Origin of the sequence: Flavobacterium sp. 245 (assembly GCF_004362055.1) — a bacterium.
GTDB lineage: Bacteria > Bacteroidota > Bacteroidia > Flavobacteriales > Flavobacteriaceae > Flavobacterium.
Genome location: NZ_SNXB01000004.1, coordinates 428,106 through 440,750 on the forward strand (window position 1 = coordinate 428,106; position 12,645 = coordinate 440,750).

General features: G+C 30.3%; 16 protein-coding genes. All 16 read left to right on the forward strand.

The genetic code is table 11. The features are described 5' to 3' along the window. Positions 1-10: 10 nt before the first annotated feature. Entirely contained in the window at positions 11-565 is a 555-nt protein-coding gene (locus EV145_RS10660; protein ID WP_133525202.1) for a hypothetical protein, read from the forward strand. 198 nt (positions 566-763) lie between these two features. Then, a complete protein-coding gene (locus tag EV145_RS10665) occupies positions 764-1,207 on the forward strand; it encodes a hypothetical protein (protein WP_133525203.1) in 444 nt (147 codons plus the stop codon). A 349-nt stretch (positions 1,208-1,556) separates the two neighbouring features. Beyond that, positions 1,557-2,027 (forward strand): hypothetical protein, encoded by a 471-nt coding sequence (locus tag EV145_RS10670; protein WP_133525204.1) that lies wholly within the window; start codon positions 1,557-1,559, stop codon positions 2,025-2,027. A gap of 164 nt (positions 2,028-2,191) precedes the next feature. After that, positions 2,192-3,505 carry a hypothetical protein gene (locus EV145_RS10675; protein WP_133525205.1) on the forward strand — a complete coding sequence of 438 codons (1,314 nt, stop codon included), beginning with the start codon at positions 2,192-2,194 and terminating at the stop codon, positions 3,503-3,505. Positions 3,506-3,685: 180 nt separating this feature from the next. Further along, on the forward strand, positions 3,686-4,195 hold the full coding sequence (locus EV145_RS10680; protein WP_133525206.1) for a hypothetical protein: 510 nt from the start codon (positions 3,686-3,688) through the stop codon (positions 4,193-4,195). After that, on the forward strand, positions 4,195-4,653 hold the full coding sequence (locus EV145_RS10685) for a type II toxin-antitoxin system RatA family toxin (protein WP_133525207.1): 459 nt from the start codon (positions 4,195-4,197) through the stop codon (positions 4,651-4,653). Before EV145_RS10680 ends, EV145_RS10685 begins: the two co-directional genes overlap by 1 nt. A 43-nt stretch (positions 4,654-4,696) precedes the next feature. Beyond that, positions 4,697-5,290: a DJ-1/PfpI family protein gene (locus tag EV145_RS10690; protein ID WP_133525208.1), complete on the forward strand. Its 594-nt coding sequence runs from the start codon at positions 4,697-4,699 to the stop codon at positions 5,288-5,290. Between the two features lie 170 nt (positions 5,291-5,460). Continuing rightward, on the forward strand, positions 5,461-6,042 hold the full coding sequence (locus EV145_RS10695) for a hypothetical protein (protein ID WP_133525209.1): 582 nt from the start codon (positions 5,461-5,463) through the stop codon (positions 6,040-6,042). Positions 6,043-6,049: 7 nt separating this feature from the next. After that, positions 6,050-6,526 carry a hypothetical protein gene (locus EV145_RS10700; protein WP_133525210.1) on the forward strand — a complete coding sequence of 159 codons (477 nt, stop codon included), beginning with the start codon at positions 6,050-6,052 and terminating at the stop codon, positions 6,524-6,526. 702 nt (positions 6,527-7,228) lie between these two features. Further along, positions 7,229-7,846 carry a hypothetical protein gene (locus tag EV145_RS10705; RefSeq protein WP_133525211.1) on the forward strand — a complete coding sequence of 206 codons (618 nt, stop codon included), beginning with the start codon at positions 7,229-7,231 and terminating at the stop codon, positions 7,844-7,846. Between the two features lie 193 nt (positions 7,847-8,039). Next, positions 8,040-8,576: a GNAT family N-acetyltransferase gene (locus EV145_RS10710; RefSeq protein ID WP_133525212.1), complete on the forward strand. Its 537-nt coding sequence runs from the start codon at positions 8,040-8,042 to the stop codon at positions 8,574-8,576. Between the two features lie 199 nt (positions 8,577-8,775). Further along, positions 8,776-9,390: a hypothetical protein gene (locus EV145_RS10715; RefSeq protein WP_133525213.1), complete on the forward strand. Its 615-nt coding sequence runs from the start codon at positions 8,776-8,778 to the stop codon at positions 9,388-9,390. A gap of 118 nt (positions 9,391-9,508) precedes the next feature. Next, positions 9,509-10,102, forward strand: a complete 594-nt coding sequence (locus EV145_RS10720; protein ID WP_133525214.1) for a hypothetical protein — start codon at positions 9,509-9,511, stop codon at positions 10,100-10,102. A gap of 214 nt (positions 10,103-10,316) precedes the next feature. After that, positions 10,317-11,267, forward strand: coding sequence for a 23S rRNA (adenine(1618)-N(6))-methyltransferase RlmF (gene rlmF, locus EV145_RS10725; RefSeq protein WP_133525215.1), 951 nt, complete (start codon positions 10,317-10,319; stop codon positions 11,265-11,267). An 81-nt stretch (positions 11,268-11,348) separates the two neighbouring features. Continuing rightward, complete coding sequence (locus EV145_RS10730) at positions 11,349-11,579, forward strand: uroporphyrinogen decarboxylase (protein WP_133525216.1); 231 nt, start codon at positions 11,349-11,351, stop codon at positions 11,577-11,579. Positions 11,580-11,663: 84 nt separating this feature from the next. Then, positions 11,664-12,638, forward strand: a complete 975-nt coding sequence (locus tag EV145_RS10735) for an alpha/beta fold hydrolase (protein WP_133525217.1) — start codon at positions 11,664-11,666, stop codon at positions 12,636-12,638. Positions 12,639-12,645: the final 7 nt, after the last annotated feature.

The following is a 12,645-nucleotide window of genomic DNA, read 5'->3' on the forward strand; positions in this document are numbered from 1 at the left end:
AAGCCATTTTATGAAAAAACTATTCCTAATTATAATTTCGACGATACTTTTATCACTTGTATGGTTATATATTTCTGGTTTGGAAACAAGATATTCTTATAAAAGTGTAGCTGAAACAGAAAATATAGAATTAGTCAAAAATTCCGATTTTAGAATACAACTTTATGCTACGCCGAGCGACTCATCTTTAACCGTAAATGTAGTTTTTGATAATTTGAAAAGAACAATATTATTAGATTCTGCAAAAGTTAATATTCTGAACAATGAGGATTTAAAACTAAAAGAAGTTAGTGCAACAGATGGGTTTTACAATTGGGTAGAAGAAAAAAATGGAAAAGCAGAAACCTTTGATAAACTGCCAGAGCATTTAAAGATTGTCAATAAAGATATTAGAGCATATTTTGATTATAGCTGGAGTTTCGATATAGCTGATAAACCAGAAAATATAGAGATAGAACTTTTGATGATACTGATGGTAGAAAACAAAAGAATAAAAATAAATAAAAACATAAAAATGAAATTAGAGAAAGAAAATGTTTTTCTTAGTCCAATTCGTTTCCACTAGTAAAAACGGCTTATAACAGCCACTACAACGGATTTGGGCATTGGGCTTAATGGGAAGTTGGTTTTGTATTTGGAATATTTGGCAAATCCGAGAACAGGGCTTAATTTAGTCCCAAACCCGCTGTAGTACCAAGACGTTATGGGCTAGTTGTGCCGAACTTACGCGGATATAGAACATTAACCAAAAAAAAACTAAGAATTGAAAAATAAAACTGGATTTTTACTATTTTTTAAAATTACAACCTTTTTAATGCCAATTATAATTATATTATTCCACATTATTTTTGAATATAATATTATAGAAGATTATTTAAAAAACGATTTCTCCGTTAAAAAAATGGTAGTAAATAATAAAGAATATAACAGTTCTTCAAAAAGAAAAAGCATTACTTTTTCTGGAATCGTAGAAAATAAAAATGTTTATTTTACAAAATTTGACGATGAAATAGACCTAATTTATAATGCATATCCAGATATTGGAAATAAAGTCACGAAAATTGATGTTGTAAAATTTAGAAATTCAAAAATAGTAATGACAACAATAAATAATGAATTAGAAAAATGGAAAAACGAAAAAAAAACTTGCATTACTATTTCATTTATCTCACTACTAATTTTTATATTTTTGAAAAATTTAAAGTAAAATATGATACATAACAAACATCTATCTGGAACGTTTGTATTATTAATTTTTTTATTCGTGTTTAAATAAATTATAAAACGATTGAGGAGCGAAACTTAAACATTTGTTTCCATCTAATATTCACAAAACAGAAACCTGAAAAGTTTCTGATTAAAATCGTAATTTCGACAAAAACAACCAGCCCATAACAGCTACTACAACGGATTTGGGCAATAGGTTAATGGAAAGTTGGTTTTCTATTTGGGATGATTTGGCAGATCCGAATAATGGGCTTAATTTAGACCCAAACCCGCTGTAGTATCGGAACGTTATGAGCAATTTCACAGAACTTTAATCTAAAATAGAACGGATGTTATTTAACCGACAAATTACGGAATGGGAACACATCGTTAATGGAAGGTGTGATATCGAGTTTGATTATGTCGCAATTGATAGCATTGGTCAACTTGCAATTTTTAGCACATTTAATAGAGGATTTAAACCAAAGATTGTGACCAAATCTTTCGAAGATTTCTTAAAATTGGATGAGTTCATGGAAACGTTACCGAAAATAGCAAACCCAATACAAAAAACAGAAAGTGACGGTATCTATGATGACTGGAAAAAGTATGCGGAATTAGGCTTTTATGCTTATGACAATCAAGATGTGCACAGAACAAATAAATTAGAACGATACGACATTATTTACCACCCAGAAGAGCCTTTGAATATAGAAAGCCAAACAGAACTTAAAAAGTTTGAAAATATTATTCCGAAATTTGATTTAGTGTTTGGAGAAAATTTAAAGTTTGAGGAATTAGAAAAAACATTGAGAGAATAGAAACTGCTCATAACAGCCACTACAACGGATTTGGGCAATTGGCTTAATGGAAAAATAGTCTTGTATTTGGGACGATTTGGCTAATCCGGAAATAGGGCTTAATTTAGTCCCAAACCCGCTGTAGTTCCAGAACGTTGGTGGCAAGCAAAAACAGAAATCGTGAAATGAAAGAAATAATTAGAAATAGAATTTATGAATTCTTTATAACATCCTCTGATTTTAACGGAATTTCTTTGAGAAATATCTCTGAAGAATTTAACATTGAATATAAAGATTCCATAGATATAATAAAAGAACTTGTAAACGAAGAAATAGTTTCTATTCAATCGAGTGGCAATCCTCACATTATTAGAATTCAACATTATCCTACTGATATTCAAATCAAGATACTTGAAGATGCAAAAAAAAATATACAAACAAAAAGAAAAATTGGCAGTATAACGATAGTTTCTGAAAACACTGATTATCCAATTTGTCTTTATCCTTCAAAAAAATATCTTCTTGAAAATAGAGATTTAGAGGAATTTAACAATTCGAAATACACTCAACAACTTTCTCTTGGAGAACCTCATTTGAAACCTATATTCTTTGAAATAGAAGTTTTAGATAGATATTTTAATGACCCTAGATTTGATTTTAATTTTGAAGACTATTCAGGTAAAATCTCTTGTAAATATGACGAAAATAATAATCCAATAGTAAGAGAAGAAGACCAAATATTTTTGAATACATTTGGTTTGGGAGCTGATGAAAATGGAAATAGATTAGCCGTAGTTTATTTAAGATATTTAAAAGACTTAACTAGTGAACATCAGGTGTTTTGGAAAAGTAGAGAAAAAAACGGCAACTGCAAAATGCTTGAAGAATACTACCAAAATACAATTGAAGGAGATTGGACATTTTCATATTCAATCTTTTCAGGTTTTTTAGGCGAGCTCAAATGTTTAAATGATTTAACCGAATTAATTTTTTCAAAACCACTATTCCGCAAAACATTTGAAAACGAAAATAGACCAAAAGAATTTACATTTTTCTTCACACCAACTTTAAAAAACTACAATGATTTCATTTTACTATTAGACAAAATGATTTCTGAAAATATCAATAAAGACTTTTTTGAAGGAAAAGTAGAACTTTATATTTTAAAAGATATTGAAAATGGAATGGTTGAAAGAATTTCAAAAGGTACACTTCAACTTTTTGAAGAATGGTTAACTTCTATTTTTAAAGTTAAAGGCGATGATTCATTAAGTGATTTGTTCAAAATTTTAAAAAAAATAAGAAGAGAAAGACAAAATCCCGCACACAGAATTGACGAAAACGTATATGACCTTAAATTTGTAGAAAAACAAAAAGAAATGATAAAAGACGCATATCATACTTTTAGAAATTTAAGACATATATTTCAGCAACATCCTCACGCCAAATCATTTATTGTTCCTGAATGGTTAGTAAATGGAAAAATGGAAATATATTGATAAATAAAAAGCCAGCCACCAACAGCCACTACAACAGATTTGGGCATTTGGCTTAATGGAAAAAATGGTCTTGTATTTGGGATGATTTGGCAAATCCGATAATAGGGCATAATTTAGTCCCAAACCTGCTGTAGTACAAGAGCGTTATGCTTCACGCGATCTACCTTAACCAAAGCTAAATTGATAAACAAAAACAAACATATTGTTAAGACACTTGGTTCTGCAATTGACATCAATGGACGACCAAAAACTATTTGGGATAATATTACAAATGTAAAAATTGAACAGTTTTCGGATCCCACTATTTTTAAAATTCTTGACATACCAAAACCATTAAAAGCCGAGATTATTTCCGAAGGCCAAGGAGGTACAAGAATTGCATATTTTGACAGTGGGAAAAAATTCATGCAAGAAATTTTAGTTTGGAAGCCTTTGACTGAATATTCATTTTCATTTAATCCCGAAAAAGGATTCAGAGTTTGTTACTTTTTTGAACTATCGGAGGGAGTTTTCCGAATACCATTTGGCGCTTATTATTTAACAACAGTTGGACAAACGACAACTTTAAAACTTACAACAACATATAGTATTGATAGACGACTTTATTTTTTATTCAATATTCCAGTAAGACTAATTTTGAAAGCATTCCAGCGCTATCTTTTAACTTCAATTAAAAAAAACTCTGAATAATGAAAACAACTAAATTTACAGAGACTATTTTAATTAACGAGAATCCAGAACAGGTTTTTGATTTTACTCAAGATTATAATAAGCGATTAAAATGGGACACATTTTTGAGAAAAGCTGACTTAATTGACGGTGCAACAACCGCTGAAAAAGGAGTTAAAGCATATTGTGTGGCAAAAAATGGGCTTGGTATGGTAACGGAATATGTTACTTATAATCGACCAAAGGTAACCGCAATAAAAATGATAGATAAATCATTTCTATTTAAATCATTTTTGGGTTCCTGGACATTCAAAGAAATACATAACGACAAAACAGAAGTTATCTTTCTATATTCTTTTTCACTTAGATTTCCGTTCAATTTATTAGAGAAATTTATAAAAAGAATTTTGCAAACAAACGTAAGACAGAGACTTATTGACCTTAAAATGAATATCGAAAAAGAAAGCGCGAAGACATAACATCTACTACAGCGTTGGAGATAATTTTAAAAGACACCAGACTATGAACATAGCAGTTTTATTATTTGACGACTTTGAGACCTTAGACGTTTATGGTCCAGTAGAAGTTTTTGGACGACTTGGTGAATTATATAATATTAAGTTTTATTCGCTAAATGGTGGGCAAATAAAAAACAGACATGGGGTTTCTGCCTTGACCGAGAAATTGGAAGACCTTAACGACAACTTGGAAATATTTATAATTCCGGGTGGCTTGGGTACAAGAAAAGAAGTTGAAAACAAATTACTCATAGACAAAATAAAAGAAATTTCAACATTCAGCAAATTCGTGTTGACAGTTTGCACGGGAAGTGCGCTACTTGCACGGACTGGGCTTTTAGACCACAAAACAGCAACATCAAATAAACGAGCATTTGCCTGGGTAATAACAAATGGGATAAATGTAAATTGGAACAAAAAAGCGCGCTGGACAATTGACGATAAATATTATACATCATCAGGTGTAAGTGCTGGAATAGACATGGTATTGGGTTTCATAAGCGACCGACACGGCATTGAATTTGCAAGACGAATTACATTTGAAATAGAATATAACTGGGTTGAAAACAAGGACAACGACACTTTTAAAGTAGAATAAAAAACTACGGCCAACAGCCACTACAACGGATTTTGGCAATAGGTTTAATGGAAACTTGGTTTTGTATTTGTAATAATTTAGCAAATCCAAAAAATAGTGCTTAATTTAGTGCCAAACCCGCTTTAGCGCCAGAACGTTAACGGTAACCGTCGAGCAACTAAAACATAATAATGACCAAAAGACAAGCAATAAAATATTCAATACTTAATTCCCTACTAATTTTAATTGGTGTTTTCATTCTTTATAAAGTTTGGTGGACACACGATGGTGCAAAATATTTAGGCATTATTGGCTATTTCATTATTGCGTTTGGTTCCTTTCTTTTAGGTGTTTCATTAACAAGAATTATTATTTCAACCAAAACAGACTTTGATTTCACAACGCTTTCTAACCCAAAAAAATATCAAATTCTAAAAGAAACAATTGGTTTTTCTAAAGTAAAAGTTATAAATACAATTTACTGTTCTTTGTCATTAATAATATTTGGAAGTACTGCATATGGTTTATTTACTTTTCTAAATAAATACGAAAAAGAACAATTAAAAAACTTTGGGCGTCTACAAAAAGTGAGGATTTATGACATTCATTACAAAGGAAAGGGAAGTCGATATGCATTTTTCGAGTTCTATTTGGATGGAAAAAAATACACTAACGATTTAGATCCTAAAAATTACAACGTTGGTGACAGTGCGACCATAATATTTTCAACTCATAATACTGATATTGTAAAATGGGCTGATGATTTTGAATGAAGTAAAAATGACAAGAATAATATTGACAATAGCGGTTTTGCTTTTTAATTATTTGACTTTTTCTCAAACTGCAAAAAAAGAGAATTATGCTTTGACAATCAAAAAAGGAAAAATTATAAAAGAAAATAAGCAAACATTTTGGATAATCCCTACAACTCTGACCAACAACACTAAGGATACATTAAAGTATTACAGCATGTCTTGTTCATGGCAAGAGTTTTATTCGGTTGATAGTAATAAATTGCAAGTTGAAGGAAAAGATTGCGACAAAAATATCCCGACAATTTTGACACTTGCACCAAGACAATCAAGAACAGTGGAAAATAGGCTATTAATAAGCCAGAGAATTAATGCTTCTGAAATAAAATTCAAAATTGGCTTCAACTTAATGAAAGTATCTAGCAATCAAAAAAAATTTGACTTTGACTTCATAGAACAGCGGAAAAAGAAAAACATAATTTGGTCAAACTTAATTTCAAGATAAATGAACAAATGGCCTGCATGTAAAACCTTCTACAACGTTGGTGGCAAGTTTCGACTACATATAAAGAAATCTAACAAAAATGCAAAAAGGTTATAAAATTAGTTTTGTAATATATAGCGGAATAGTACTATTCTGTATCTTTTTTATGTATATCCTTAGTGAAGCAAGTGATGGACATAAAGCAACTTTTAGTTACTACCATTATTTAATAATTATAGTTGCTATAATGAGTATTTTACTATTATTAATATTTCCTCGAATTTCTATCAAAAAAAATAATCTAAAATTTATCACCGGACTTTCTACAATTGCATTTTTAACAGTTAGTTTATATTTCTCATTAAAAGCCCTCTTTTTATTTTTAAGTGATAGTACATTTAGCGGGTCTAATACCGTAATCACAATATTTATTGGAATTTTTATAGTAACGATTATTTATCTGATCAAACATATAATATTAGAGCTAAGAGCCTACAAAAAGAAATAAAAAATGCCAATGTATAATTCGAAATAAAAAAAATAGCTAATACAAAGGATCTGGGAAATTAACTTAATTGAAAGTTGATTTTGTATTTGAGACATTTGGCAAATCCGAAGAATGGGCTTAATTTAGTACTAAACCGACTGTAGTTCGAGAACATTTTGAGATCAGAAAAACATCGACTAACAGTACGTTTACACCATATTAAAATAACACAAACGATGAATAAATTCATAATAATTGTAGTTTTCTCTTTTTTCTCTTGTCATAAATACAATGTTGATATCGAAAAAGGATTTACAAAAATTGATAGAAATTTTCAAGATAGAAATAAATTAATTGATAAGATTGAGCCTAATGAAAAATACCAATATTGGGAATTTGTCTTTTCTAATCCGGGATTACAAAGTGGGAAAGACAAAGTTCTTAGAAATGTTGGTGATAGTTTAATTAAGAGCAGATATAAAATAATAAATCCAAAAAAAGGCTTTTTTAATGAATGTATGCCTAGTTGGTGTTATTCATATATTGCTTATGTAAAAAATGGCAAAGTCAATTACGTCACAGATGAACAAGGCTTAAAAAACTTCATTGGAAATATTAATAGTCTTGAAGAAGCAATTTTGATTGCCAAATTAAATGATTTATGGTTTGACTCGGAAGAAATAAAAGCTGGTGCTTATAAAAAAACAAAAAATGGCTATGAGCTTTATTTAATGAAGTATTATAATTGTCCTGTAAAAATGGAATCAATTAAAGCGAATATTGATACAACTGGAAAATTTTCATCCAAAAGTAATGGAATTTATTTCGAGTCTACAGATTGTATCGTTTCATAAAAATACAGCACACAACAGCCGTATGGCAAGATTGCGAATTTTGTGATAAATTCACATTTACGTTTCGTAAGAAATTTTATCTTTAACAGCAGATAATCAGTTCCGAAGTTCGCAACCTCTCCAAGAGCCATAACGTTGGCGGTCAAGCTTTGATGACCAAGCAAACAACCATCAATTGAAGAAAAGAAGTATAATGACAACAGAATTTCCAATAATAAAAACCGAAAGACTTTTACTTCGACAATTTGTTGATAGCGACCTTGAAAATGTTTTCAAAGGACTTTCGCACCCAAACATTATCAAATATTACGGAGTGAGTTTTCAAACATTGGAAGCAACGAAAGAACAAATGACTTTTTTCGCTGACCTTGAAAAAAACGAAACGGGAATTTGGTGGGCTGTTTGCTCCGCAGACAACAAGACATTTTACGGAGCAGGTGGACTAAACAATTTAAATAAAGAACATAAAAAAGCAGAAATAGGATTTTGGTTAATTTCAGAGTTTTGGGGTAACGGAATAATGAAAGAAGCAATGCCGTTAATTTGTAATTATGGATTTAACAATTTAGAACTTCATAGAATTGAAGGGTTTGTAGATTCAGAAAATAAGAATTGTAAAAACGCAATGGCTAAACTGGACTTCCAACACGAAGGAACAATGAAAGAATGTGAAATAAAAAATGGCAAGTTTATAAGTCTTGACATTTATGCAAAAGTGAAGACAACTTAGTAATAAGTAAACTAAAAATAGCAATTGAAAAAAGCCCGAACCTCTAAAACTGCTACAATTGATTTGGGTAATTAGCTTAATTTTAATTTAGCATGAGTCTTAATTTAGTGCCGCTATAGTAAAAGAACGTTACCGGATATTTTCGAGAAACCGAAAAAACAAAAACCTATTATAAAGTAAATAATTAATACAATATTTTTTGAGAGATAAACAAAGCCAAAACAAAAGAGAAAAGAGAAAACTCAAAATCAAAGAAAAAAAAACAGAGCGAATACATTACTCTCTTTTAATTTTCGCTATGATTTTTTCTGTTGTAAATTTATCTTTTATCGAAAGTAAAACGATTGGAGGCGATAACAGATATGAAATCTATATATTTTTATTGCCGACAATTATTGGAATAATATTTTTCGGAATTTATAGAAAAGAATTTTTAATTAAAAAATATTTAAGTTTTAAAGAAACATACGCTAAAATATATGTGATTGGGTTTTATTTATTGCAAGGAATTTTGGTTTCCTATTTAAGTTTTGGACAACTTGCAGGCGTAATTTGGAATTACATAAATAAAAATGAAGCAGAAAAAAATCCGACAGAAATAGTATTTTGTAAAGTCACAGGATTTTACACTAAAAAAAATCCAGATGTGAGTTTTGAATTTAAAAATCAAACCGAAGTTTTTAATGTTAGTTCTGAAACGAATCGAGAAAACTATAATCGTAATCCAAAAGATTATGAATTAGAAATAACTATACAAAAAGGAATTTGGAATTACTATATAGTTAAACATTGGAAGTTAAAAAATATCCGCTAAAAGCCATTTAGTGAGATTGGGGTTTTAGGCTGAATTTAAAGATAGTGTTGAAGAATGGCATTAATTTAATCCCAAACCCGCTGTAGTAACAGAACATTGTAAATAATATTATAAAAAAATGAATAAAATTTTCGGACTAACTTTACTAATATTATTGACAAGTTGTTCACATTATTTACTGAATAATGAAGGATTTACTCGTCCACCAAAAAACTATAAATTTAGTTATCAAAAAAAATCTGCAAAACTAACCAGCACTAAAATAATTGACACAACTGCAATATATTATTTGACAAATAGTAATTATTACAGAGATAGTGATGCGTACAAAAATAATGACGGATACATTCGTTTTTATGCCAATGGAAAATTCAAAATGCAGGGATCAAAAACATATCCTAAAATTGATGAGATAAATAATGTGAATTATGGAATTGTTGGGTATTTTAAAATTAAAGGCAATGTAGTTAAACTTCAAATTTACACGGATATTAATGCAGGTTCAGACCAATTGGAATTTGGAATTATTGATGAAAATAGTGACTTAATTTTGTTAAACGAAAATCCAAGAACAGACCTCTGTCTTGGGTATTCAGAAAAAGCAATTAGAAAAAAAATTAATGAAATATCTGTTTTTAGAGCAAACCTTAATCCGAAAATTTATAAAAAAATTAAAATAGAAGGAATGACATACGACAAACCAAATTGGTAAAAAATATCACGAACAGCTCCTACAACTGATTTAAGCAATTATCTTAATGAAAAATGCTCTTGTAATTAGGATGATTTACTTCGTCTATTCGCTGTCGCTTGGGTGGCTCGCCTCTTCCCTATCCATCGGATAGCAAATCTGAATAAAAAAGCATAAAAATTAGTTAAGCTCTTTCCAAAAAAGGAATACCTATCTTTGCACGAAATCTATAAAAATGAAACCGAACGATAATTCACAAAAAGACAATTTACACCCAAGAAATCTTCATCGTTCGCGTTATGATTTCGAACTTCTTATCACGAATTGTCCTGAACTTAAAAAGTATGTTGCAATAAATCCTCACGGAATTGAAACAATTGATTTCAGTAATCCAGATGCCGTAAAAGCGCTTAACAAAGCCTTATTACAAACCTATTACAATATTCAAAACTGGGATATTCCGAAAAATTATCTTTGTCCGCCAATTCCAGGAAGAACAGATTATATTCATTATCTAGCCGATTTATTAGCTGCAACAAACAACGGAGTTATTCCAACTGGTTCTTCTGTTTTAGGTTTAGATATCGGAACGGGTGCTAATTGCATCTACCCTATTTTAGGAAATACAATTTACGACTGGAGTTTTGTGGGAACTGATATTGATCTTAAAGCAATTCAAAACTGCGCAAAAATCATTGAAGAAAACCCTAAATTAATAGATGCAATCAGTTTACAACAACAAACTGAATCTCGCTTTATTTTCAAAAACATTATTACTCCAGAAGATCGTTTTACTTTCACAATGTGCAATCCTCCTTTTCATGCTTCTGCAGAAGATGCAAATCAAAGCACGGTTCGTAAAGTTTCAAACTTGAATCCGAAAGAGAAGAAAAAAACAAATCCGGTTTTAAATTTTGGAGGTCATAACGCTGAATTATGGTGTGACGGCGGTGAAATTGGTTTTGTAACTCAAATGATTTACGAAAGTGCTAAATACGCGATGCAATGTCAATGGTTTACCACTTTGGTTTCTAAAAAGGAAAATCTTTCCAGCATTTACAAAATACTAAATAAAGTAAACGCAGCTTCAATCAAAACTATCGATATGGCTCAAGGTCAAAAAACAAGCCGAATTGTAGCGTGGACTTTTTTAAGTGAAGCACAGCAAAAATCCTGGAAAATCTAAAATACTGATTTTCAAGATCAAAACTTGATTTTATAATTTGCTTTTGGTAGATTTGATTCTAATTCATTTAATATCAAAGACATGGCAGAGTATATTGGTTACCTAGCATCCGTTTTTATTGTTGGAGTTTTTTTGCTGAAAGATCTCAGAACAATCCGATTTATTAATATGTTTGGCTGTATCTGTTTTGTAATTTATGGCATCTTCTTAAAAGATTACCGCGATTTTAATCAATGGCTTTTGCCTGTAATCATTCCGAATGCAATTTTAGCTTTTGTACAGGTTTATCATCTGACAGTGAAAAAAAATTAGAAGTTATAATTATGCTATTTTAGAGCAAAATTCTGAAACTTCTTCGAATTTAGATTGTCGTACCTTTAAAGTAAATTAAATTTTATGAGTACTTCAAAAACATTTGTTGGTTTATTCCTTATTTTATTTCTCGCAGGCTGTGCTTCTTCAAAAAAAACTAAATTTGAAGATTACGTTTTTAAAACAAAAAGCGACAAACAAAATTACACTGTCGCTTACGATAAAGCCCTTAAACTTTGGCAAATTCCTTTGACAGAAGAAAATGTAAAAACTAGTTTTGGAACTGCCCACGTTGTAATTGCCGGACCAAAAAACGGAAAAGACCTAGTGCTTCTTCACGGAATGGATGCCAGTTCTACCATGTGGTATCCTAATATTAAAGTTTTGGCCAAAAATCATCGCGTTTATGCCATCGATTTTTTAATGGAACCCAACAAATCTACTTTAACTGCAAAACCACTTTCATCAGAAGAAATTGTTGCCTTGTACAATGAAATTTTCGATCATTACAAATTAAAGAAATTTGATATTGTCGGTGCTTCGCGCGGAGGCTGGATTGCGACATTATTAGCCGTTCAAAAAAACAATTCAATTGATAAAATTGTTCTGCTGAGTCCAGCGCAGACTTTTAAATTTATAGATAAGCCAAGAAAAACATCATCGGCTTTACTTTTAAAACTTTTTCCTAGTGAAAAGAAATTCAGCAAAACATTAAAAACATTTTCGACGCATCCAGAAAAAATTAGCCCTATCTATAACAGACAATTTTATTTAGCCAATAAATATGCTAAATCCAACTCAAGCATGCTCAAAATGACGCCCTTTTCAGATACTGAATTAGAGTCGATAAAAAATCCTGTTTTAGTCTTGATTGGTGATCACGACGTCATAAATTCTGATGAAAGTTTAGAACGGGCAAAAAAACATTTAACGAACAGCAAAACAATAATGATTACAGATGCTGGTCATTTTTTAAGTATCGATCAATCAAAATTTACGAATGATGCGATTATTAATTTTCTTGAAAAGCCTGTAAACTTTGTATCTTTACAAAACTAATTTTTCA